We start from the raw sequence: 21,567 nt of genomic DNA, 5'->3' as shown, positions 1-21,567 counted from the left end.
ACATCTTTGTATCATCGAATGTTTTTTGGTAAGATAAATTTATTGCATCGTGCAAACGATTGCGCTAATGATATAAAGTTCACAGCACGAATAAGATAATTATAAATGATGAGCAGTGAGTTTTGGGATAAGGAGTATCTAGATCACATGCAACTTTTACAACGAGAACAACAACAAACACAAACGCTTAAACGCAACTGGTGGAAAGAAGCCGTCGCCTATCAGATTTATCCGCGCAGTTTTTATGACGCGAACGGAGACGGAATCGGAGACATTCAAGGAATCATCGATAAGCTCGACTATTTGAAAGACCTCGGTATTGACGTCATCTGGATTTGCCCAATGTATAAATCGCCAAACGATGACAACGGGTATGACATTAGTGACTATCAGGACATCATGGACGAATTCGGTACGATGGAAGACTTCGACCGCTTATTGGACGAAGTGCATCAGCGCGGTATGAAACTGTTGCTCGACCTCGTCGTCAACCATACGTCGGATGAGCACCCTTGGTTCATTGAATCGAAGAGCTCAAAAGACAATCCGAAGCGTGACTGGTACATCTGGCGCGACGGGAAACCAGACGGATCGAAGCCGAACAACTGGGAATCGATCTTTGGTGGCTCGGCTTGGGAATTCGATGAAGCGACGGAGCAATACTACTTGCACGTCTTCTCGAAAAAACAGCCGGACCTCAACTGGGAAAACGCTGAGATGCGTACAGCCGTATACGACATGATCAACTGGTGGCTCGAAAAAGGAATCGACGGGTTCCGTGTCGATGCGATCAGCCACATCCGCAAGAATCCGACGTTCGCCGACTTGCCGAACCCGAACGACCTCGACTTTGTACCGTCGTTCGAGATGCACATGAACGTGGACGGGATTCACGATTATTTAGAAGAGCTTCGTGACGAGACGTTCAATAAACATGACATCATGACAGTCGGTGAGGCGAACGGTGTATCACCTGACGATGCACACCTTTGGGTCGGTGAAAAAGAAGGGAAGATGAACATGGTCTTCCAATTCGAACACATGGACCTATGGAGTGAGGACGCCGATTCGAAACTCGATGTCGTCCACTTGAAGAACGTATTGACGAAATGGCAAAAAGGACTTGAAGCTGACGGATGGAACGCCCTTTACGTCGAAAACCATGACCAGACACGTACGGTCTCGAAATGGGGAGACGATGAGCGTTACTGGAAAGAAAGCGCGAAGTCGATTGCGATGATGTACTTCCTCATGCAAGGAACGCCATTTATCTATCAAGGTCAAGAAATCGGGATGACGAACGTTAAATTCGATTCAATCGACCAATATGACGATATCGCGACACGCAATCGCTACTATATCGGCGTCGAGCAAGGGAAGAGTCATGACGAGATGATGCGCATCACGTGGAACTCGTCACGCGACAACACACGCACTCCGATGCAGTGGAGTGATGCACCGAACGCCGGCTTCACGTTCGCAGAGAAGCCATGGGTCGGCATCAACCCGAACTATACAGACATCAACGTCGAAGCACAGCTTGAAGACGAGGACTCTATCTTTAACTTCTATAAAGAGATGATTCAACTCCGTAAAGACGATGAGACGTTTGTATACGGGGCGTATGATGTCGTCTTACCAGATCACCCGGAAGTCTATGCGTATACGCGTACACTCGGTGATACGCAGTACCTTGTCGTCACGAACTTGACGGCGAAAGAGACGATGTTCGATATGGACCAGACACTTCGTGCGAAAGATGTCGTCTTGAGCAACATGCCGGTCGAGGGCGATGCAGAATCGACGCTTCTTCACTTGAAGCCGTTCGAAGGCCGCGTGTATAAAGTCAGCTAATTTTTCAGAACCCCAAGGTCGTGGACGAGAATTCGTCTACGACCTTTTTTGTTGAACAAAGGGGATGACGGCGACTCATGCGAACTCCTTATAGGGAGATGAAGAAGGAGGAGACGTAGATGAAACTGTTATTAACGTCAGCAGGCATAAAGAATGAAAGCATCAAACAAGCGCTTCTGGAGTTATTAGACAAGCCGATTGAAGAGTGTGAGGCACTCTGTATCCCGACAGCCATCTATGCGTTGAACGGTGGAACGCAGCACGCATGGAACTTTTTTAACGGAGATTTCTCGACACCGATGTGTGAGTTAGGTTGGAAATCAATCGGGGTGCTCGAACTGAGCGCGCTCCCGAGTATCGATGAATCGGTATGGAGACCGGCATTTGAACGGGCGGACGTGTTATTGGTGAACGGTGGCGATCCGCTCTTTTTACATCACTGGATGAAACAGTCCGGGGTGGTGGCATTACTCCCATCTTGGGAAGGCGTGTATGTCGGATTGAGCGCAGGTAGCATGGTGATGACACCACGAATCGGGGAAGCATTTGTCGGATGGCGCGCATCCGACGACCAAAACGATGAGACGTTAGGGTTTGTCGACTTCTCAATCTTTCCGCACCTTGACCACGAGATGCTCCCGGAGAACACGTCACGAGATGCGGCAGAGTGGGCGGAAGCGTTACAGGCACCTGCTTATGCGATTGACGACGAGACCGCAATTCGTGTGAATGAAGGAAAGGTCGATGTGATTTCGGAAGGAAAGTGGAAGAAGTTTTTCTGACTGTATAAAACCAATAGGAAGGGGACCTGAGAGATTGAACCGATTTACACATCAACGAAAAACGAATCGAATCGTCGTACGACCGTTAGAGAAGCAAGATTATGACGCGTGGTTAAGTGGATTTACCAATCGTCTTGTTTCGCAACATGAGTATGACCCTGGGAAATTAGACATGAGCGACTGTACGTCCGTTTGGTTTGACCAGCTAGTCGACAATCATCAGTCACTTGCGCTTGAAGACGAGGCACATGTCTTCGCCATTTTCCGACTCGACGATGGGACACACCTTGGTATGGTGGATTTTTCTACTCTTGCGCGAGATGCGTTTCAATGGGGGAGGGTCGGGTATACGATTCATAATCAGCATTGGGGCCAGGGATATGGCACAGAAGCAGTCGACCTGGCAATGCGCATCGCTTTTGACGAGTTGAACTTTCAACGAATCGAGGCACATATCAATCTCGGCAATGAGGCGTCCATTCGTCTCGCGGAGCGTGTCGGCATGTCGTATGAGTGTACGAGAAAAGGATTTATCTTTGAGAACGAAGATTGGGTAGATCATCTCGTCTACGTGAAAACTTAGCGCCGTCGATAGAACGACTCCTACCACATATGGTACGATGAATTGACGGAAAGGGGGATGAGCATGGCGATTGAACCACTTCGCGTGCGTGTCCAGCAAACAACACGGATGAGTGACATGCCAGAGGCGATCGAGCTCTCGGCTGACGGTTTATACTATCCATTGAAGACTGGCTTTATTTTAATGTTTGACCAACAACAAGAGGACGGACCGGTCCCGACGACAATCAAGTACACGCCGGAACGATTGGCGCTGATCTGTAAAGGACCGATCGAGATGAATCACTCCTTCATCGAAGGTCGCTTCACGCAAAGCTTATACAAGAATCCATATATGTCGATGACGATGGCGACGACGACATCGCGCCTCGATGTGTCAGAAGAATCATGTACGTTCGTATATGAGTTGTCCATGAATGAAGAAGATGTTGGCATATATGAAGTACATGTCACATGGACATTTGAAGGAGGAGAAGACTGATGAACTTTACAGAACGCGTAAACAAGATTGAAGAGATGTTGAATGAAGACTGGTTCGAGATGCTCGAAACGAACGAAGAAGAGTATGAAGAGTGGCGTGGTCGCCTCGAGGACCACGCCGAACAAGTCATCACGCACTACGATCAGGAGAACGGTGTCGATGTCGATTCGATCGATAAACTGCTTCAATTGAACGATGAGTTCCCGCTCCTTTACGGAGAGGATACCGTTCGCCTGTATATCGCACTCATCGAGGCACGCCCAGAAGACAAAGCGGTCTACGATCGGTACGTCGATTATTTGGCAGCCATCAGCGATGCATCGCACGAACAGTTCTTACATTTCCATACGCTCGTCGAAGCAGGACGGTTAGAAGAAGCGAGACAACTCGCTCCGCACATGCCGCAACGTCTCGGACTCGAAGAATAAGCATACCGACAGTGTCATCCGAACAGGATGGCACTTTTTTTTATGGTTGAAAGGGGACACACTTCGACGAGAACGTCCATTTTATTTCGATTGTGCGTTCTCTAAGATGAAGGAACAAGGAAATCCATTTAGAGAGCGCGAATGGAAATGAATAAAGGGGGAAATGTGATGTTAAGACTAATCAAGACATCTGTCGAACAAAAAGAACAGATTCTCGCATTTTTAGAGGAATGGTACGAACGGGATGAGCGGATCGTCCCGACCTCGGTGGACCGTGAAACGACAGACTTCGAGGCGTACGTCAACACGTTACGTCAGAAAGAGTTACGTGAGAACATAGAGGAAGGCTGGGTTCCGAGCACGACGTATTGGCTCACGGACGGAGAGGAGCTTCTCGGGGCGGCGAACATTCGTCACGAGTTGAATGAATCGCTCTTGAAGATTGGCGGGCATGTCGGATATGGAGTAAAGCCGAGTGCGCGCGGACGTGGACTCGCTACGATTCAATTACAACTTGCGCTTGAGAAAGTGAAAGAGCTAGGTATTGAGCGTGCACTCATTACGTGTAACCGGACAAACGTCGCTTCCCGTCAGGTCATTTTAAACAATGGAGGCGTCGCGGACACACCGTATACGGAAGAAGACGGGACGATCGTTGAGCGGTTTTGGATTGACTTGAGAGGATGAAGACGAGATGGCGAACTGGATCATCATCTATTTGGCGCTGATTAACTTCTTCGGCATCTATTTGTTCCGGGAAGAGACCGTTCCTTCAAAGAAGTGGTTCTCTTTCTCGAGCGGGGTCGCCATCACGTACTTCTTCATGTATCTCTTGCCGTCGCTGAATAAACGCCAGGACACGCTTCGCGTCGATTGGTTGAATCTGGCCTTACCTTCAGAGATTTACATCGTCAGTCTCATCGGGTTTACGTTGTTCTACGGTACGATGCGGTTCGTTCGGACGCCTCACTTCCAAGATGAAGCGGTCGATCGGGCCGTTTCGTATTGGCTGCAGGTGACCTTGCTCACGGCATACATGACATTTTCAGCGTATGTGGTGACGGCCGACTCCGTGACGTTCGTTGCGAGAAGCTTCTATGCGACGGCGCTCGGTGTCCACTTTTTGGCACTCGGGCATGACTTGAACCGGCACTATGGTGAACGTTATATGCGACAAGGACGCTACTTGTTGAGCGGTGGAATTTTGCTCGGTGGGTTTTTTTCACGCTGGATTGACTTGGCCGCGCACGTCGAAGCGCTCTGTTTTGCGTTCGTGGCCGGGGCGATGATTCTCAATATCGTGAAGTTTGAACTCCCATCCGACCGAAATCTACACTTCCGCACATTCGTTTTGGCCGTATGTAGTTATGGGGGATTATTGCTCATCTTGAAACATCTTCTAAACTTCTGACGAGAACTTCACAAAAATGAATGACTGTTCATTCATCATTTGATATACTGAATTCAAGATTGAATCCGTTTTCAAAAGGGGGAGTTTTGGGGATGTCTACATTTTTAATCGTCAACTGGATTCTATTCTTGCTCGTCCTCGGCTATGGGGTGTATTTATTTGCTTCGCTGGTTCATCAGCGTTATACATTCATCAAGCTTGGGAAGAAGGCAGAATGGAGCCAAACGAACAAAGAACGACTCGAACAGGTCATGATCAACGTGTTCGGTCAAAAGAAATTGTTAAAGGATAAAAAGAGTGGCGCCATTCACGTCATGATGTTTTATGGCTTTATCCTCGTCCAATTCGGGGCGATTGATTTTATTTGGAAAGGACTAGCGGTCGGAACACGTTTCCCACATATCCCGCTCGGTCCACTCTATCCAATCTTCACATTTATGCAAGAAATCGTTATGCTCATGATTCTCGTCGCGGTCGTTTGGGGATTCTACCGTCGTTACGTCGAGAAGCTCGTGCGCTTGAAACGAAACTTTTTAGCAGGTCTCGCCCTCATCTTCATCGGCGGGTTGATGGTTTCCGTCTTGTTCGGGAACGGGTTTTACCTCGTCTATAAAGAAGAGCTTCCGATGTGGGGTGAACCGGTTGCGACACTCATCGGTTCAGCGTTTGCTTGGGTACCAGGATCGGTCGCTTTCGCCTTGTTCGTCGTCTTTTGGTGGATGCACCTCTTATTCTTACTCAGCTTTATGGTCTACATCCCGCAAGGCAAACACGCGCACTTGATTGCCGGGACGCTCAACGTCTGGCTCGGGCGCACACATAAAGTCGGTCGCTTGGCACCAGTTGATTTTTCAGCGATGGAAGAAGCAGAAGAGTCAGATGAAGAAATCGTCTTCGGGGTCAACAAGATTGAAGACTTTAACCAGAAGCAACTCGTCGACTTGTACGCTTGCGTCGAGTGCGGACGTTGTACGAATGTATGTCCGGCAACGGGAACAGGGAAGATGTTGTCGCCGATGGACTTGATCGTCAAACTTCGTGACCATATGAATATGAAAGGTGCGGCGGTCACAAGAAAATCACCGTGGGCACCGGCACTCATGTTCCAAAACACGCAAGGTGCTGAAATCGCAGCAGCGGCGCAAGATGGCCATATGCTCGTCGCAGACGAATTGATCGGCAACGTCATCACGGAAGAAGAAATCTGGGCGTGTACGACATGCCGAAACTGTGAAGATCAATGTCCGGTCATGAACGAGCACGTCGATAAAATTATCGACCTTCGTCGTTACCTCGTCATGATGGAAGGGAAGATGGATCCGGAGGCGCAGCGCACGGTCGCAAACATCGAGCGTCAAGGAAACCCATGGGGAATGAACCGGAAAGAACGCGAGAACTGGCGCAAGGATACAGAACTCGTCATTCCGACGGCAAAAGAGAAGAAAAAAGCAGGCGAAGAATTCGAATACCTCTTCTGGGTCGGCGCAATGGGATCTTACGATAGCCGTAGCCAAAAAGTCGCGCAGAGCTTTGCGAGCGTCTTGAACAAGGCGGGCGTTTCATTCGCCATTCTCGGAAACGAAGAGAAGAACTCAGGGGACACACCTCGTCGAATCGGAAACGAGTTACTCTTCCAAGAACTCGCCGAAGCGAACATTAAATTGTTTGAGAAGTATGGGGTGACGAAGATCGTCACGGTTGACCCACACGCCTACAACACATTCAAAAATGAGTATCCAGACTTCGGACTTGATGGTGTGAAAGTGTATCACCATACGGAGTTACTCGCCGAATTGCTCGATACGGGTCGGATTCAGCCGGATCTTCAAGTGAACGAACGTGTCGTCTATCACGACTCATGTTACCTCGGTCGTTACAACGGCATTTATGATGCACCACGATTCGTCCTCGAACGGATTCCGGGTGTCGAACTCGTCGAAGCGACACGTAACCGTGAAAACGGCATGTGTTGTGGAGCCGGTGGTGGTCTCATGTGGCAAGAAGAGAAAGTCGGGACACGTGTAAACGTGGCCCGGACGGAACAATTGCTTGAGACGAAACCGACGGTCATCGGTTCGGCATGTCCGTACTGTTTGACGATGTTGTCTGATGGAACGAAAGCGAAGGAAGTCGATGAGACGGTCGGCACGTTCGACGTCGTCGAATTACTCGATCGTTCGCTGAAAGCCATCGAGATACCAGAACCGGTTGTACAATAATGCAGGAAGGCACGGTCCGCGGACCGTGCCTTATTTGTTTATTGCATTTCAGCTGTGGAAAGAAGCGAAGAGGTCAAATGAGACAAACCTTGTGTCGTCTCGTTGATGGATGAAATGGTTTCAACCATCTGTCCGAGATCTTGTTTGTTCCGTTCAAACGAAAGGACGTATTGCCCCATTTCTTCTTGAACGGTCGAGAAACTAGCCTTGACGTCATTCAATTGACGCATGGCTTCATCGTTCGTCCGATGCATATGTCCCATTTGATCAAAGAGTGCTGCGATATTGGCTTCATTTTCGTTAATGAGCGCATTGATTTGACTGCTCAGTTGTTTCGCGTTCTCCGCGAGTGTGCGCACTTCGGTGGCGACGACAGCGAATCCTTTCCCGTGTTCACCCGCTCGAGCCGCTTCGATTGAGGCATTTAGGGCGAGCAAGTTCGTTTGGTTGGCGATTTGTTCGATGCTTCGCGTCATGTTGACGATTTCTTGAGAACCATTTTTTAGAGCTGTGATGCGATCGAGCGAAGTGTCTACATAAGTGGCAGATTGTTTGAATTCGACTTCCATCTGTTCGATTTGTTCGCCGTTCGTATGTGTCAACGTCATCAAGTGACGACTCATCTTTTCCGTTTGCTCCGTTTCCGCAAGAACTTGGTGCGCGCGATTACTTGTTTCAGACATCGCTTGCCCTGTTCGGTCCATCGTCGTAGCGACTTCTGCACTGACGCGTGAGACGTCGCTTAACAATGTGGCACGGGCCTCGTTTGCGGACTCGAGTTCATCGAGTCGGGCGTTGACGTATTGTTCGGTAACGATTTGTGCGTCTAAGTTCATCGCGTGTGATAACGCCAAAAGAGATTCTGTCAAAGTAGCCGGGTCATGTTGATACGTCTCGACGACTTTTGGGACAAGTAGTGTGTTGAAAGCAGAATACGTCGCCAAGAACCAGACGACAGGGACCGCGAAGTGGTGATGTGTCTGTCCCATTCGTTTTCGCATGGCTAAGAATTTGTCATCGATGTTCCCCGTCAACAAACTACGAAAGTAATCGGCGAATACGTTTTTTAAACGATCTCTCGTCGATGAGGCGTTCGCGATTCTGACCATTTCGGGTTGGAGCATTAAGTGATCGAGTACGTTTTCAAGTACTTCATCTAGCACGGACTCCACGAGTGGAGCCATGTCTTGTAGGCGCTTCACTTGAGAGGCCGTATACCCCATATAGTGAGCACGTCCGCTCAAACTCGAGTCAGATGGCTTGGCGATTGTCTGAATGTCGGGAAAACCTTCGGAAGCGACGAAATCTGTTGAGGTTGTCTTACGAAAAAGTGCCATATGTTTATTCTCCTTCTATTTACATTAAAATTGGCGTTCTCTTCTATATCGGCAGAAGTGTGAAGAAACTGAGAAGTTGATGTGTTTTGAAAAAGGTTCACCGATAAATGGATATGGGAAAAGGTGATGGAAGAGCAGAATATTCAATCTTGAGTTAGGGGTGCGAACCGTGAAAAATATGGTTGTTTTGTTGACGATTGTCAGCGCGCTCAGTAGCCAAATCCTTCCCCAAATTTTGTTTTTATCCATCATGGCAGTCGAAGAAGGGGTCGGACGATTGATTCCGTTCCTTATTTTTTACGTATCGAGCATGTCAGGACTCTTGTTGTGGGTTTATGTTATCGGACGACGTGGCTCAAAGGATACGTTTTTAATGGCTTTGTCTGTCCTTGTCGTCGGTCTCGTGTGTTTTGTGCTTCCAATTGATCGTGCCATTGAATGGAGCGCATTTTTTGTAGGCGTCGGCTCGATTGGAGTCGGTACCATCATGACGACGATTTTATCGCAATTGAATGAACTGAAGTCTGCTGCGAAAGCTGACTCGAATGAAGAAAGTGGCAGTTCATTACCATTAGTCCTCGCATTAGTCGGCTGGATCGCTGTGTTCTCTTATGCGTTGACGCAGTCGTACAATCTTGCCATCGCCTTATTCTTAGTGAGTCTGATTTTGCCTTGGCTATTCGTACGCAAGTTGCCTCTTCAAAAATCTGCGACATGGCAGTTTGAAACCCGTTCTTTTCTCCGCGCCTTTATCGCGGTCACCGTCTTTACGTTGATTAGTCGTCTCCTTAGTCTCTTGGAAGGAGCGCGAGGCTACATTGAAGTGTTTAGTCTGATGATTATTTTGTTAGCATATGTGGGTTGGTTGTTATTCCAAAAACGAGTTCGGGCCTTCATTGGGGCGAGTCGAACGCGCCAAGTTCAATTATTGTCATTTGTCATCGGGTTGTTCGGCGGTTGGACGTTGATTGGTGCTGTATTTGTCAGCATTGCTCTCTATTCGTTCCAAGTGCTAATGATATATGTGTTCGTTCCGTTTTTAGCCGGCGTGATTGGTTGGATCTTGTTTGGTCATATATTTGATTTTGCGCGCCATCCTTATCTTGTGTTACTCATTTCCTCTTTGGTTTTTTTTCTAGGGTTTATCGAACCTCTCGCATTCATACCAGTATTATTTGTCAGTGGTTATACACAAACCATGTATTCAAGTGTCAGTCATGCTTACTTATTCGAAGAGTACGGGGAAAACAAAGAGTTTGCCTCGCTGCTCATTCAATTGTGGAAGCGATTCGGAATGGTCGTATCGTATTCGTTCTTGATGGTCGGATTGTTAGGATACGGTTTGTACGTCGGACAGACCGTCAATGCGGAATTGTCGTTCCAAATCCCACGAGGTTGGATGTTCGGCGTTCTCGGACTGACGTGGTTGTTCAATATCGGGTTGATCACTGTTTATTGGTTCCGTGTTCGAGCCGAGGTATCCAATGAATCATAATTTTCTCTAGCTTTTTCATATCGCTTTTGTTTATAATGAGGAGTGATGTTTAACTAGTGACGGAAAAGGAGTGTCCTTTAATGAATAAATCGTTGATTGATTTCGTTTATGAACTTCTCCAAGAAACTGGCGAGCAGCCTGTTTCTTTTGATGAGATTCGCGAAAAGATCAAGCAAAACTATACGTTTGCGAGTGAAGAAGAAGAGCTCGAGAAAATCGCACAACTTTACACCGATTTGAACATCGACGGGTTGTTCGTCAACTTGGGAGCAAACCGTTGGGCGCTTCGCGTTTGGTACCCATTCGACAAGTCGGATGAGGATCTCGTCATCGAAGCACGTCAACGTGGTGAACTTGACGAATTCGAAGAAGAGTTCGAAGAAGCAGACGAAGGCATCGTCGATATCGAAGATGACTTGGATGTATTCGCAAAAGTAGAAGATTATGATTCATCTGAATTTGACGATGAGGACGAAGAAGAAAAAGTAGAAGGCCTTGATGACTTCAAGGATGACGACTTGGACGACGACCTCGATCTCGAAGACGAGGATGATTTATAAGAGACCGCAAAAAGCCGGGCATCGCGCCCGGCTAGGCGTGTCTCTTTTTCTTTTTTAGTCGTTTTCACCGACTTGAAAAAAAGAAAAAATAATATCTTGACGACTGTATCGTCTCTGGCGTAAATTAGTCATGGGCTAGTTTAGCACGTAACGATGCAGCAAAAGTGTCCTCCATCTTTGGGGGCACTTTTGCTTTTTTTGTTTTTTCGTTTCCCGATGGTTGGTATTCAAGAGAGGAGAAAGAAACATGACAAAGTACATTTTCGTAACAGGCGGGGTAGTATCTTCGCTCGGTAAAGGGATCACGGCAGCTTCACTCGCGCGTCTACTCAAAAATCGAGGACTCAACGTGACGATTCAAAAGTTTGACCCATACATCAACATTGACCCAGGTACGATGAGCCCGTATCAACACGGAGAAGTATTCGTCACAGATGATGGCGCTGAGACTGACCTTGACCTCGGACACTACGAGCGTTTCATCGACATCAACTTGTCGCAAAACGCGAACGTCACATCAGGGCGCATTTATTCGACTGTCTTGAAGAAAGAGCGTCGTGGAGACTATAACGGTGGAACGGTTCAGGTCATTCCACATATCACAAATGAAATCAAAGACCGTGTCTTCCGTGCAGGACGTGAGACGAACGCTGATGTCGTCATTACAGAGATTGGTGGAACAGTCGGAGATATCGAATCTCTTCCGTTCATCGAAGCCATTCGCCAAGTAAAAAATGACATCGGGAAAGAGAACGTCATGTACGTTCACTGTACGCTCGTTCCTTACCTTCGTGCGGCAGGTGAGATGAAGACGAAACCGACACAACACAGCGTCAAAGAGCTTCGCAGCTACGGGATTCAGCCAGACATCATCGTTCTCCGTACAGAGCACGATATTCCGGAAGACATGCGTGAGAAAATCGCACTCTTCTGTGATACGCGCAAAGAGGCGGTCATCGAAGCGCAAGATGCGTCGACACTTTACGAAGTACCACTCAACCTTCAAAAACAAGGAATGGACCAACTCGTCAACGACTACTTCGGTTTCAACACACCGGCTGCTGACATGACGGCTTGGAAAGAGCTCGTTCACACGGTCACACACCTTGAGAAGAAAGTGAAAATCGCACTCGTCGGGAAATACGTCGAGTTGCGTGATGCGTATATCTCAGTCGCAGAGGCACTCAAGCATGCAGGTTATGCGTTCAACGCGGACATCGACATCGACTGGATCAATGCAGAAGACGTGACAGCTGAAAATGTCTCAGACATCCTCGGCGATGCTGACGGTATCCTCGTTCCTGGTGGATTCGGAGAACGTGGTATCGAAGGGAAAATCGAAGCGACACGTTTCGCTCGTGAAAACAACGTCCCATTCTTCGGAATCTGTCTCGGAATGCAACTCGCGACGGTCGAGTTTGCCCGTAACGTCTTGAAGTTGGAAGGTGCCCATACGGCTGAAATCGATCCATCGACACCGTACCCGATCATCGACCTTCTTCCAGAGCAAAAGGACATCGAAGACCTTGGCGGCACACTCCGTCTCGGACTCTACCCATGTAAACTCGAAAAAGGGACGAACGCACACGCCGCATACGATCAAGAGCTCGTCTACGAGCGTCATCGTCACCGTTATGAGTTTAACAACGAGTACCGTGAAGCGTTTGAAGCAGAAGGCTTCAAGTTCTCAGGTACGAGCCCGGACGGTCGTCTCGTAGAAATCATTGAGATTCCAGAACACAAGTGGTTCGTGGCATCACAATTCCACCCAGAGTTGATTTCGCGTCCAGAACGTCCACAACGTCTATTCCATGACTTTATCCAAGCGTCACTTGGAGAATAAGTGATTGAACACCACGGTCCATTGCGGATCGTGGTTTTTTCTACATCAAAAGCATGAGAGAGAAGGTGCCCTTGGCAGGATACATCCCCTTCACTTTCTGGGTACACTAGAAGTAGAACGGGGAGAGGGTGATGGCTCATGAAAGAACGACATTCGATTTATCTTGGATACGGGTTGGGGCTTGTGGCGCTCAGTCTGTTGCCGTTCATCGTCTTGCCTTCCCTCCTATTACCGTACCAACTCGGGTGGACGGGCATTGTCTTACTCGCACTCTCGGTCGGACTACTACGGGCGATTCGGGACGGCTCGAACGTCATCCTGAAGCAGATGTGGAAAATTACGTTTTCTCTCTTCTTGATTTTCGTTCTCGTCTATTACGTCTCATTCGGACTTGTTCTCTATGACACATACGGATTAGATCGTCTATTAGAACAATATAAACGACAGGCGGTCTGGGTGTTCGCGGCATTCAGCTTTTTACAGCCGATTGCCTTACCGGTCCCGGAAGCGGTCAGTGTGCCGATTGGAAGTGTAGCGCTCGGACCGTTTCGAGCGGCTTTAGTCGGAAGTATTTCGACTACGCTTGGTATCTTTGTCATGTATGGGTTGGCCCGATTTGGTCGTGAGCGAATCATCCGCTGGGTCGACGAGGAGAAGTTGAAGACGTACGATCGATATGTCGAGAAGTATGGTCTAGGTATCTTGCTCGTCTTATTCATCATTCCGATTTTGCCGGACGAGGTGATCTGTCTTGCGGCCGGATTCAGCCGTGTGCCGTTCCCGCGTTTCGCGGTCATCGCGTTCGGCGCAAAACTCGTCACGTCGTTCGGGCTTGCCTATTCTGTCTCCATCGGACAATTGTTTATGACCGATTCGAGTCCGATTGCGATCGCCTCCGTCATGGCGAGTTTGATCGTCTTGATTCTCGCGTTCATTTGGCGCAAGCGAAAAAAAGGGGATTCGAACGGGACACAAGAATAAGGTAATGACGATCTTTAGAGAGGAAGACAAGATGCGACAAGACAATGAAGTGGTCATTCGACCGATTGAAGAACAAGACTTATCACGACTATGGGAATTGATTTATCGGGATGCGACACCGGAGTGGAAACAGTGGGACGCCCCTTACTTCGAACACAAGGCGATGTCCTACGAAGAGTTTCAGCAAATCGAGCAGACGCTCATCCAAAAAGATGACATGTGGGTCATTGAAGTCGATGGCGCCGTCTATGGGACCGTTTCTTACTATTTCGAAGATGCCGGACGAGAATGGCTCGAGATGGGCATCATCTTGCATCAGTCCGATCGCTGGAATCGCGGTGTTGGGACGCGTGCCCTTCGTCTATGGACAGAGCATCTATTTGAGACGCTACCAGTCGTTCGTGTCGGCTTGACGACATGGTCCGGGAATGAACGGATGATGCGGGTCGCTGAAAAAGTAGGGATGCAGCTTGAAGGTCGAATCCGTCAAGTGCGTGTCGTGAACGAGAAGCGCTATGATTCGATTCGGATGGGCATGTTACGGGAAGAGTGGAATGAAAAACGTTGAGGAAATGAACCTCAACGTTTTTTCTTATGGTGTGATTGACGATATTGTAGGGGAGTCATGTCTTTGTAAGTCTTAAATGTACTGATATACGTTGTGCACGATGAAAAACAATACGACTTCGCAATAGAGCAAATAGGCAACGAGGTCACGATTAAATCGTTCATCGAGGCCTCGATCCGACGTCTGCGAATGCGTTCTGAAATGGTTTCACCCGTCTCTTGTTTAAATAAGGAAGATAAATAATTGTTCGACAACCCGACTCCGGTCGCTACGTTTGATGGAGACAGAGTGGGGTCGGTTAAGTGTTTCTCAATTAGTCGAATGGCAGACAGAACGCGATGATCCGAAAAACTTTGTGTCGAGATGAATGATATCATCGTAGCCAGTGCTTCTGTAACAACAGGGATTGCATAGACAAAATCGAGTGGGGTATGAAGTTCATCGACCAGTCTCAACAGCGCACTCGTGTAGGCAAGTGATGTTTGAACATTTGAATTCGAGACAGGAACAAGGCGACTCACATGATAGGTGAGTCCTCGAAAGTAAAGCCGAACCCCATGATATTCATCGATCATGGGATGCTGTAACAAATCGAGTGTCAATGTCTCCAACAACGTGTTGGCTAATTGAAGTTGATTGGTTTGAAGAGCCCGTATAATCTGCTCATCCAATTCGTAAAAATTTTCCACGTAACTTTGATCTGTGAAATGATTGTTCTCTCGGGCGAGATGGGTTAAAAATTGTTGTCGGATTCTATTTTCCATATAACGGTTCACTTCTTTCCTTGCGGGTAGAAGCGATCAAGAATGCTCATTTAGACGCATGTCGTTTCGTTAGCTGTTTTAGCTCCGCGATTTCTTTAGTAAATGCTCGTTCGTGTGATTCTGAAGAGTCTTGCATTCGTTGCTGAATGGCCTGGCTTTGCTGTCGAAATGCTTCCGTTTTGCGTTTAAATTGTTGCTGATACTGACGGTGTTGTTCATGGTGTAAATTCATATCTACTGGTTGATCTGCCATTAGGATAGAATGCCCCTTTCAACAAAAAATCAAACAGACTGACCCAACGCATCGTCAATACTAGATTAAAATTGTGTGATAAATGTGAAAAGTGGAATATATAAAATTTAGAAAGAAAATTAAATATAAATGTGTCGAATATGTGTCTAAAATGTGTCCGCGAGCACAAAGAAGCGACAGACACAAAACATGTCTGTCGCATACTAACGATTTATTTCACTTCTTGATCTTTAATCGGGAACCAACCGGCACGAGTCGTGATGGCGTTCCAGAGTGGGGCGGGAACAGCGAGTTCGGCTTGTTTGTTCAAGTCGAGTTCTGTCTCAATCTCGTCTTCGCGGTCCGATTTCACTTTTTCAAGCCATTCCGGTTCGATGATGAGTTCGCGACCGAGTGCGGCAAGGTCGACGACCTCGAGTGCGTCTTCGACTTGCGCCGGACGCTGAAGTTGCCCGACTCCGATGAGCGGGATGGCACCATTGATGCGTTTGGCGATGCGGTCAATCGAACGTTCCGTGACGTTCTCGTCACGCATGGAAGCCGTATTGAAGTTCCAGAGAGAAGCGTGAATATAATCGACGCCTTCTTCTAAAATCATATCGAGCAACACATCCGTGTCGTCGAGCGTGATGCCTGGCTCTTCGATTTCTTCTGGTGAGAAGCGATAGCCGACGAGGAAGTCTTCTGCATCTGCGGCTGCTTCTTTGACACGGCGAATGACTTCGCGTGGGAACGTCAAACGTCCATGGACATCACCGCCGAAGCGATCTTCACGGCGATTTGAGTGCGGTGAGAAGAATTGTTGAATCAAGTAGGTGTTCGCTCCGTGAATCTCGACTCCGTCAAATCCGGCTTCGATGGCGCGACGCGTCGCTTCGCCGAACGCCTCGATGATGGCTTCGACCTCTGACGTCTCGAGGGCACGTGGTGTAGCGGCTCCTTCGCGGACCGGTGCGACGGCACTTGCGCTGACAGGTTGTTCGTTCGGGACGAGTTCAGGTGGTGACATCCGTCCTGCGTGGAAAATTTGAAGGATGGCTTTTGCGCCTTCCGCTTTTAAACTTTCCGCCAATTGACGGAGACCCGGGATGAATTTGTCGTCATTGACCCCGAATGCGTTCGGGAACCCTTTCCCGTCTTCTGTCACGTAGGCGCAAGCCGTGATGGCGAGCCCGACGTTTTGCGCCCGCTTCCGATAGTAGGCGAGCTCATGCTCGGATACTTCGCCCGTTGGTTCTGATGAGTAATGTGTCATCGGTGCCAATACGAGGCGATTCGGTACTTCGACGCCATTTTTGAACTGAAAAGGTTGTAACATACGTTTCATCTGAAATCCTCCTTCAACATGATACCTTGAAGTCTAAGCTTCTCAACTCAAAAATGCGAGTCGGATGCTTGTGAATGAACACATTACAGGTTGCTCAAGCGTAAGAGATGATTGAACTCAAAAGAATAGGGTATAATACAGGAGAAAAGTTGATATTCGGTTCGAGACAATAGAGAGACCACAACAGAAGGGGGAAGCCTTGTTTTTGTTGTGGTCTCTTTTTCTATTCATTGAACCGTACTTACTATAGGAGGGAATAAGATGGAAATCAGAAATTTCTCAGCGAAAGAACGAGCGAAACGATATGAACAACTGACGAGTGAACGTCATGACGTTCTTGTTGTCGGTGGAGGTATTACCGGAGCGGGGATTGCGCTCGATGCGTCGTCGCGTGGAATGAAGACAGCTGTCCTCGAGATGCAAGACTTTGCGGCAGGGACATCAAGTCGTTCGACGAAACTTGTTCACGGGGGACTCCGCTATTTGAAACAATTCGAAGTAGCGCTCGTCGCAGAAGTCGGGAAAGAGCGGGCCATCGTATACGAGAATGGTCCCCACGTCACGACACCGGAACAAATGCTCTTACCGATGCACAAGGGAGGTACGTTCGGTCCCTTCTCAACATCGATTGGACTCATGGTTTATGACTTCCTCGCAGGTGTAAAACGTGCAGAACGTCGCATGATGCTCAAACCAGATGAGGTCATCAAAAAGGCGCCGCTCGTAAAAAAAGATGATTTGGTCGGAGGCGGCTATTACGTCGAGTACCGTACAGATGATGCACGATTGACGATCGAAGTGGCGAAAGAAGCGGCGAATCATGGTGCGCTTCTCATGAACTACGCCAAAGTGACAGGGTTGATTTACGAAAACGGCAAAGTGGCCGGTGTACACGTGGAAGACCAGATTGACGGGTCGACGTATGACGTCTATGCGAAGAAAATCATCAACGCGACCGGTCCATGGGTCGACGAGTTACGAGAAGAAGATAACTCGAAAAAAGGGAAGCAGCTTCGCCTCACGAAAGGGATTCACTTGGTCATCGACCAGTCGAAATTCCCGCTCAAACAAGCGATCTATTTCGATACACCGGACGGTCGCATGGTCTTTGCGATTCCACGCGGAAACAAAGCATACGTCGGAACGACGGATACGTTCTTCGATAAAAACAAAGCGCATCCACGCATGACGACGGAAGACCGCGATTATATTTTAGAAGCCATTCACTATATGTTCCCAGACGTCCATGTCACAGCGGATGATGTGGAGTCGAGCTGGGCAGGTATTCGTCCGTTGATTTACGAAGAAGGAAAAGACCCTTCTGAAATTTCACGTAAGGACGAAATCTGGCAGTCAGACAGCGGCTTGATTACGATTGCCGGCGGTAAATTGACAGGGTATCGCAAGATGTCGGAAACGGTCGTCGACCTCGTCGCAAAACTGTTGAAAGAAGAAGACGGTGTCGTCTATTTGGCTAGCCGGACGAAGCATATGCCGATGTCAGGTGGTCACGTCGGCGGTTCGAAAGGCTTCAAAGACTTCCTTGAGAAGAAAACAAAAGAACTTCAAAATCATGGCTTAGACGCAAACCATGCGGAAGAACTCGTTCGTCTATACGGATCGAATATCGATCGTGTCATCGAACGGATGGATGCGAACGCATATGACCTTCCTGAAATCGTCTATGCGCAATTGGTTTACGGAATCGAAGAAGAATCAGTCGTTCGTGCCATCGACTTCTTAATTCGCCGCACGGGCGCAATGTTCTTCGATATCGACTTCGTCCGTCAATATAAAGACGGTGTCCTTCGCTGTATGGCCGATGTCTTCAAGTGGTCAGATGAGCGTTTGAAAGAGGAACGTGAAGAGGTCGAGAAAGAGATTGAAATCGCAGTCGTTCCAGTGACTGTCGAATCATAATATCCAACGCGTCACACGAGAGGTTCATTCTGAACAGGATGAACCTCTTTTTGTGGAATGGTTTCATGACTTCGGAATAACGGTATATCTCATAAGTAGTCACTCTTACATTGAAGGAGAACTGTTTATGATACGAAAGCTCATCGCCGTCTTATTAATCGGCGTTCTATTCATAGTAGGCTGGCGTTATGTCAATCTGGATCGTCTGTTAGCCGATGTGTATTATGTCAAGGTCCCGAGCGCGGAAGTGGCGACACAGACATCGAACGGATATCGGTACGATCTCATCGGCTACGATGAAAATGGGAAGAAACGACCGCTCGCCATTGCGACTCCTTCATTATTAGCAGAAGGAGACTTTTTGAAAGTGTATGTCAAAGAGGAAGCTCCTGAAGTGACCGATTATGAACGCGTGAACGCGCTAGAAGTACCTGCACAGTTGAAAGAAGAACAGCAAGAAGATGAATCCGAGCCAATGTTCCCTTGATTTCAAAAGATAAGCATCGCGAAAGAGAGACGAGTTTGGTATGGTTGAATTGCTTGATTATGGAAAATGATGAATGAAAGAAGGGACATACATGTCACGGATGTTGATTGCAGATGACCAGGACGGAATTCGTACGATGCTCGCACAAGTGTTCACGAACATGGGGGTTGACGTGGACACTGCGCAAGACGGCATCAAAGCCTGGGAGTTTTTAGAGCGAGAGCAATACGATTTAGTACTTCTCGATATGAACATGCCCCGTATGTTCGGTCACGAAGTATTGCGTCGGATGAGAGAACAGGAACTAGAGACACCTGTCATGATCATGACGGCGTTCGGAGAAGAAACGGTTATTGACGAGGTGCGTCGTCTCGGAATTACTGCGCAATTTGAGAAGCCGTTTGATATATACGGAATGATTGAAAAAGTGAAGGAAGTCTTGAAAATTTGACGTTTCGTCACCAAGATGACATATGTAAACGCTTGCGCTAAGCCATTTCTATGCCCGAATAGCATAGGCACATGTTTTACGGTGTGTTATAATGGGAACGAATTGCACGGGGGAACTTTTCCCAAACGTGTATAATAGCGAACAGACAGGAGGATGTCATTATGCCATTAGTATCAATGACAGAAATGCTTAACAAAGCATTCGAAGGCAAGTATGCAGTAGGCCAATTCAACATCAACAACCTCGAGTGGACGCAAGCGATTCTTCGCGCTGCGGAAGACGAGAAATCACCAGTAATCCTCGGTGTATCAGAAGGTGCAGCGAAGTACATGGGTGGCTTCACAACAGTTGTCAAAATGGTTGAAGGTCTCATGCACGACTACAACATCACTGTTCCAGTTGCAATCCACCTTGACCACGGTTCTTCATTCGACAAGTGTAAAGCAGCGATCGACGCTGGATTCACATCAGTCATGATCGACGGTTCACACCACCCGATCGACGAAAACGTCGAAATGACGAAACAAGTTGTCGAGTACGCGCACGCTAAAGGCGCTTCTGTTGAGGCAGAAGTCGGTACAGTTGGCGGCGAAGAAGACGGCGTCATCGGTGGCGTACAATACGCTGACCTCGAAGAGTGTGTACGTGTAGTTAAAGAAGCGAAAGTGGATGCACTTGCTGCAGCACTCGGTTCTGTACACGGACCATACCAAGGTGAGCCGAAGCTTGGCTTCAAAGAGATGGAAGAAATCGCGAAAGCGACACAAACTCCACTCGTTCTTCACGGCGGATCAGGTATTCCTGAGCACCAAGTTAAAAAAGCAATCGAGCTCGGACACAGCAAAATCAACGTTAACACTGAGTGCCAACAAGAGTGGACTCGTGCGGTACGTGAGAAGCTTGACGCTGACTCGAAAGTATATGACCCACGTAAAGTTATCGGACCTGGGATCGAAGCGATCTACAACGTCGTAACTGGCAAAATGCGTGAGTTTGGTTCTAGCAACCAAGCATAATCCTGTTTGATCAAGTCGGTTCTCTTTGAGGACCGACTTTTTGTATGTCCGACTGACATCAGGCTCTGAATCTGACAAAGGGTGTAGTAATTCACCTGTTCTTTCCTCATAATAGAGATTGTAAGCGATCACAAATTGAGGAGGAGACACATATGCGTTTTTTCATTGACACAGCAAATGTGCAAGACATCAAACAAGCTCATCAGATGGGCGTCATCGGGGGCGTGACGACGAATCCGTCGCTCGTCGCGAAAGAAGGTGTCGACTTCCATACAAGACTTCGTGAAATCTGTGAGATCGTCGGGGATCTCTCAGTCAGCGCGGAAGTTATTGCACTTGATGCAAAGGGTATGGTGGAAGAAGGAAAGGAACTTGCTGCCATTGCGCCGAATATTACGGTAAAGGTACCAATGACGCCTGCGGGAATGGAAGCGGTGAAGCAGTTTAAAGAGCTCGGAATCAAAACGAACGTGACGCTCATCTTTAACGCGAACCAAGCATTGCTCGCGGCGCGCGCCGGCGCTTCATACGTTTCTCCATTCATCGGTCGTTTGGATGACATCGGTCAAGATGGACTCGAACTCATCGAGACGATTGCCAACATCTTTGCGATTCATGGCATCGAGACAGAAATCATCGCGGCATCGGTACGTCATCCGGTTCACGCGACGAAAGCCGCACTCCTCGGGGCTGACATTGCGACAGTCCCTTACAAAGTCATCGAACAGATGATGAAACATCCGCTCACAGACAAAGGCATTGAGCAGTTTTTAGCGGATTGGAACAACGCTCAATCCAAATAAGTCCG

At 48.1% G+C, this 21,567-nt stretch carries 22 protein-coding genes; 18 read left to right on the top strand and 4 right to left on the bottom strand.

The features are described 5' to 3' along the window. Positions 1-147: 147 nt before the first annotated feature. From LCM29_RS09610 to LCM29_RS09575, 8 genes are all read left to right on the top strand, one after another. Entirely contained in the window at positions 148-1,854 is a 1,707-nt protein-coding gene (locus LCM29_RS09610) for a glycoside hydrolase family 13 protein (protein ID WP_224862333.1), read from the top strand. Between the two features lie 119 nt (positions 1,855-1,973). After that, positions 1,974-2,636 carry a Type 1 glutamine amidotransferase-like domain-containing protein gene (locus LCM29_RS09605; protein WP_224862331.1) on the top strand — a complete coding sequence of 221 codons (663 nt, stop codon included), beginning with the start codon at positions 1,974-1,976 and terminating at the stop codon, positions 2,634-2,636. 34 nt (positions 2,637-2,670) lie between these two features. Beyond that, positions 2,671-3,219: a GNAT family N-acetyltransferase gene (locus tag LCM29_RS09600; protein ID WP_224862328.1), complete on the top strand. Its 549-nt coding sequence runs from the start codon at positions 2,671-2,673 to the stop codon at positions 3,217-3,219. A 63-nt stretch (positions 3,220-3,282) separates the two neighbouring features. Further along, positions 3,283-3,699, top strand: coding sequence for a DUF1934 domain-containing protein (locus LCM29_RS09595; RefSeq protein ID WP_214694605.1), 417 nt, complete (start codon positions 3,283-3,285; stop codon positions 3,697-3,699). Beyond that, positions 3,699-4,127 carry a hypothetical protein gene (locus LCM29_RS09590; protein ID WP_224862326.1) on the top strand — a complete coding sequence of 143 codons (429 nt, stop codon included), beginning with the start codon at positions 3,699-3,701 and terminating at the stop codon, positions 4,125-4,127. The genes LCM29_RS09595 and LCM29_RS09590 overlap by 1 nt, the downstream gene beginning before the upstream one ends. Before the next feature lie 168 nt (positions 4,128-4,295). Further along, a complete protein-coding gene (locus tag LCM29_RS09585; RefSeq protein ID WP_214744620.1) occupies positions 4,296-4,814 on the top strand; it encodes a GNAT family N-acetyltransferase in 519 nt (172 codons plus the stop codon). A 7-nt stretch (positions 4,815-4,821) separates the two neighbouring features. After that, a complete protein-coding gene (locus LCM29_RS09580; protein ID WP_224862324.1) occupies positions 4,822-5,538 on the top strand; it encodes a hypothetical protein in 717 nt (238 codons plus the stop codon). A gap of 92 nt (positions 5,539-5,630) precedes the next feature. Then, the gene (locus LCM29_RS09575) at positions 5,631-7,757 is read left to right on the top strand and encodes a (Fe-S)-binding protein (RefSeq protein WP_224862323.1); all 2,127 of its coding nucleotides are present in this window, start codon (positions 5,631-5,633) and stop codon (positions 7,755-7,757) included. A gap of 38 nt (positions 7,758-7,795) precedes the next feature. Here LCM29_RS09575 and LCM29_RS09570 read toward each other — a convergent pair whose 3' ends face one another. Beyond that, positions 7,796-9,094, bottom strand: a complete 1,299-nt coding sequence (locus LCM29_RS09570; RefSeq protein ID WP_224862322.1) for a globin-coupled sensor protein — start codon at positions 9,092-9,094, stop codon at positions 7,796-7,798. A gap of 178 nt (positions 9,095-9,272) precedes the next feature. Between LCM29_RS09570 and LCM29_RS09565 the strand changes: the two genes are divergently transcribed. The 5 genes from LCM29_RS09565 (at position 9,273) to LCM29_RS09545 (ending at position 14,541) form a co-directional block, all read left to right on the top strand. Further along, positions 9,273-10,589: a hypothetical protein gene (locus LCM29_RS09565; RefSeq protein WP_224862785.1), complete on the top strand. Its 1,317-nt coding sequence runs from the start codon at positions 9,273-9,275 to the stop codon at positions 10,587-10,589. An 80-nt stretch (positions 10,590-10,669) separates the two neighbouring features. Next, entirely contained in the window at positions 10,670-11,149 is a 480-nt protein-coding gene (gene rpoE / locus LCM29_RS09560) for a DNA-directed RNA polymerase subunit delta (RefSeq protein WP_012727404.1), read from the top strand. Between the two features lie 247 nt (positions 11,150-11,396). Further along, positions 11,397-12,992, top strand: a complete 1,596-nt coding sequence (locus LCM29_RS09555) for a CTP synthase (protein ID WP_214774324.1) — start codon at positions 11,397-11,399, stop codon at positions 12,990-12,992. 138 nt (positions 12,993-13,130) lie between these two features. Next, complete coding sequence (locus LCM29_RS09550) at positions 13,131-13,973, top strand: TVP38/TMEM64 family protein (protein WP_224862321.1); 843 nt, start codon at positions 13,131-13,133, stop codon at positions 13,971-13,973. A 31-nt stretch (positions 13,974-14,004) separates the two neighbouring features. Further along, positions 14,005-14,541 carry a GNAT family N-acetyltransferase gene (locus LCM29_RS09545; RefSeq protein WP_224862320.1) on the top strand — a complete coding sequence of 179 codons (537 nt, stop codon included), beginning with the start codon at positions 14,005-14,007 and terminating at the stop codon, positions 14,539-14,541. An 11-nt stretch (positions 14,542-14,552) separates the two neighbouring features. On the opposite strand, the gene LCM29_RS09540 is transcribed toward LCM29_RS09545, so the two are convergent. From LCM29_RS09540 to LCM29_RS09530, 3 genes are all read right to left on the bottom strand, one after another. Then, on the bottom strand, positions 14,553-15,305 hold the full coding sequence (locus LCM29_RS09540; RefSeq protein ID WP_224862319.1) for a helix-turn-helix domain-containing protein: 753 nt from the start codon (positions 15,303-15,305) through the stop codon (positions 14,553-14,555). A gap of 46 nt (positions 15,306-15,351) precedes the next feature. Further along, positions 15,352-15,558 (bottom strand): hypothetical protein, encoded by a 207-nt coding sequence (locus LCM29_RS09535; RefSeq protein ID WP_214774331.1) that lies wholly within the window; start codon positions 15,556-15,558, stop codon positions 15,352-15,354. A gap of 211 nt (positions 15,559-15,769) precedes the next feature. After that, entirely contained in the window at positions 15,770-16,885 is a 1,116-nt protein-coding gene (locus tag LCM29_RS09530; RefSeq protein ID WP_224862318.1) for an NADH-dependent flavin oxidoreductase, read from the bottom strand. Positions 16,886-17,146: 261 nt separating this feature from the next. On the opposite strand from LCM29_RS09530, the gene LCM29_RS09525 reads away from it, so the two are divergent. The 5 genes from LCM29_RS09525 to fsa all read left to right on the top strand — a co-directional run bounded on the left by LCM29_RS09525 (position 17,147) and on the right by fsa (position 21,562). Continuing rightward, positions 17,147-18,805 carry a glycerol-3-phosphate dehydrogenase/oxidase gene (locus LCM29_RS09525; protein ID WP_224862317.1) on the top strand — a complete coding sequence of 553 codons (1,659 nt, stop codon included), beginning with the start codon at positions 17,147-17,149 and terminating at the stop codon, positions 18,803-18,805. 127 nt (positions 18,806-18,932) lie between these two features. Beyond that, complete coding sequence (locus LCM29_RS09520) at positions 18,933-19,292, top strand: DUF1093 domain-containing protein (RefSeq protein WP_224862315.1); 360 nt, start codon at positions 18,933-18,935, stop codon at positions 19,290-19,292. 91 nt (positions 19,293-19,383) lie between these two features. Then, positions 19,384-19,743 carry a response regulator gene (locus LCM29_RS09515; RefSeq protein WP_074035830.1) on the top strand — a complete coding sequence of 120 codons (360 nt, stop codon included), beginning with the start codon at positions 19,384-19,386 and terminating at the stop codon, positions 19,741-19,743. Positions 19,744-19,904: 161 nt separating this feature from the next. Beyond that, positions 19,905-20,759 carry a class II fructose-1,6-bisphosphate aldolase gene (gene fba, locus LCM29_RS09510; protein ID WP_214694578.1) on the top strand — a complete coding sequence of 285 codons (855 nt, stop codon included), beginning with the start codon at positions 19,905-19,907 and terminating at the stop codon, positions 20,757-20,759. A gap of 152 nt (positions 20,760-20,911) precedes the next feature. Next, positions 20,912-21,562, top strand: coding sequence for a fructose-6-phosphate aldolase (fsa, locus tag LCM29_RS09505; protein WP_224862313.1), 651 nt, complete (start codon positions 20,912-20,914; stop codon positions 21,560-21,562). Positions 21,563-21,567 lie beyond the last annotated feature (5 nt).

Source organism: Exiguobacterium aestuarii (assembly GCF_020171655.1).
In the GTDB taxonomy this organism is placed as follows: Bacteria; Bacillota; Bacilli; order Exiguobacteriales; family Exiguobacteriaceae; genus Exiguobacterium; species Exiguobacterium aestuarii_A.
This window is presented reverse-complemented; position numbering and strand designations above follow the sequence as displayed.

Excerpts from the sequence above, each read along its gene's own strand:
- LCM29_RS09545 (WP_224862320.1), top strand. The coding sequence starts at position 14,005 with ATGCGACAAGACAATGAAGTGGTCATTCGACCGATTGAAGAACAAGAC.
- LCM29_RS09595 (WP_214694605.1), top strand. The coding sequence starts at position 3,283 with ATGGCGATTGAACCACTTCGCGTGCGTGTCCAGCAAACAACACGGATG.
- LCM29_RS09535 (WP_214774331.1), bottom strand. The coding sequence starts at position 15,558 with ATGGCAGATCAACCAGTAGATATGAATTTACACCATGAACAACACCGT.
- LCM29_RS09575 (WP_224862323.1), top strand. The coding sequence starts at position 5,631 with ATGTCTACATTTTTAATCGTCAACTGGATTCTATTCTTGCTCGTCCTC.
- LCM29_RS09515 (WP_074035830.1), top strand. The coding sequence starts at position 19,384 with ATGTCACGGATGTTGATTGCAGATGACCAGGACGGAATTCGTACGATG.
- LCM29_RS09585 (WP_214744620.1), top strand. The coding sequence starts at position 4,296 with ATGTTAAGACTAATCAAGACATCTGTCGAACAAAAAGAACAGATTCTC.
- LCM29_RS09550 (WP_224862321.1), top strand. The coding sequence starts at position 13,131 with ATGAAAGAACGACATTCGATTTATCTTGGATACGGGTTGGGGCTTGTG.
- LCM29_RS09590 (WP_224862326.1), top strand. The coding sequence starts at position 3,699 with ATGAACTTTACAGAACGCGTAAACAAGATTGAAGAGATGTTGAATGAA.
- LCM29_RS09605 (WP_224862331.1), top strand. The coding sequence starts at position 1,974 with ATGAAACTGTTATTAACGTCAGCAGGCATAAAGAATGAAAGCATCAAA.
- LCM29_RS09580 (WP_224862324.1), top strand. The coding sequence starts at position 4,822 with ATGGCGAACTGGATCATCATCTATTTGGCGCTGATTAACTTCTTCGGC.
- LCM29_RS09530 (WP_224862318.1), bottom strand. The coding sequence starts at position 16,885 with ATGAAACGTATGTTACAACCTTTTCAGTTCAAAAATGGCGTCGAAGTA.
- LCM29_RS09525 (WP_224862317.1), top strand. The coding sequence starts at position 17,147 with ATGGAAATCAGAAATTTCTCAGCGAAAGAACGAGCGAAACGATATGAA.
- LCM29_RS09570 (WP_224862322.1), bottom strand. The coding sequence starts at position 9,094 with ATGGCACTTTTTCGTAAGACAACCTCAACAGATTTCGTCGCTTCCGAA.
- LCM29_RS09555 (WP_214774324.1), top strand. The coding sequence starts at position 11,397 with ATGACAAAGTACATTTTCGTAACAGGCGGGGTAGTATCTTCGCTCGGT.
- LCM29_RS09610 (WP_224862333.1), top strand. The coding sequence starts at position 148 with ATGCAACTTTTACAACGAGAACAACAACAAACACAAACGCTTAAACGC.
- LCM29_RS09540 (WP_224862319.1), bottom strand. The coding sequence starts at position 15,305 with ATGGAAAATAGAATCCGACAACAATTTTTAACCCATCTCGCCCGAGAG.
- fba (WP_214694578.1), top strand. The coding sequence starts at position 19,905 with ATGCCATTAGTATCAATGACAGAAATGCTTAACAAAGCATTCGAAGGC.
- LCM29_RS09565 (WP_224862785.1), top strand. The coding sequence starts at position 9,273 with ATGGTTGTTTTGTTGACGATTGTCAGCGCGCTCAGTAGCCAAATCCTT.
- LCM29_RS09520 (WP_224862315.1), top strand. The coding sequence starts at position 18,933 with ATGATACGAAAGCTCATCGCCGTCTTATTAATCGGCGTTCTATTCATA.
- fsa (WP_224862313.1), top strand. The coding sequence starts at position 20,912 with ATGCGTTTTTTCATTGACACAGCAAATGTGCAAGACATCAAACAAGCT.
- rpoE (WP_012727404.1), top strand. The coding sequence starts at position 10,670 with ATGAATAAATCGTTGATTGATTTCGTTTATGAACTTCTCCAAGAAACT.